General features: G+C 62.6%; 1 pseudogene. It reads left to right on the top strand.

What is annotated here, in order from left to right:
* A pseudogene (locus tag CSC70_RS14405) lies at positions 1-398 on the top strand (assimilatory sulfite reductase (NADPH) flavoprotein subunit); the annotation flags it as partial.
* Positions 399-476 lie beyond the last annotated feature (78 nt).

Below are 476 nucleotides of genomic sequence, written 5' to 3'. Positions count from 1 at the left end.
GCTGTACTCCATCGCCTCCAGCCGCAAGCGCGGGGGCGATGAAGTGCATCTGACCGTGGACGAGGACCTACCAGGCGCATGGGCATGCGCATCTGGGTGCGGCCAGCGGCTTTCTGGCCGCGCTTGGCGAAGGCGACACCGCGCCGGTCTACATCGAACCGAACGAGCGCTTCCGGGTACCGGCCGATGCCGATCGCGACATCCTGATGATCGGCCCGGGCACCGGCGTGGCGCCGTTCCGCGGCTTCGTGCAGGAGCGCGCCGAGACCGGCGCCAAGGGCCGTAACTGGCTGTTCTTCGGCGCCCAGCATTTCAATACCGATTTCCTGTACCAGGCCGAATGGCAGCTGGCCCTGCGACGCGGCGAGTTGCACGCGCTGGAACTGGCGTTCTCGCGCTGTTCCTTATACACATCTCAAAAATAGAAGGCTACCATAAGACAACTGCTATTTTAACAGCCGATTTTGGTGCAATTG

Source organism: Pseudoxanthomonas kalamensis DSM 18571, assembly GCF_010211745.1.
GTDB classification, from domain to species: Bacteria; Pseudomonadota; Gammaproteobacteria; order Xanthomonadales; family Xanthomonadaceae; genus Pseudoxanthomonas_A; species Pseudoxanthomonas_A kalamensis.
Note: the sequence above shows the minus strand (reverse complement) of the source record. Positions and strands in the feature narration are given on the sequence as shown.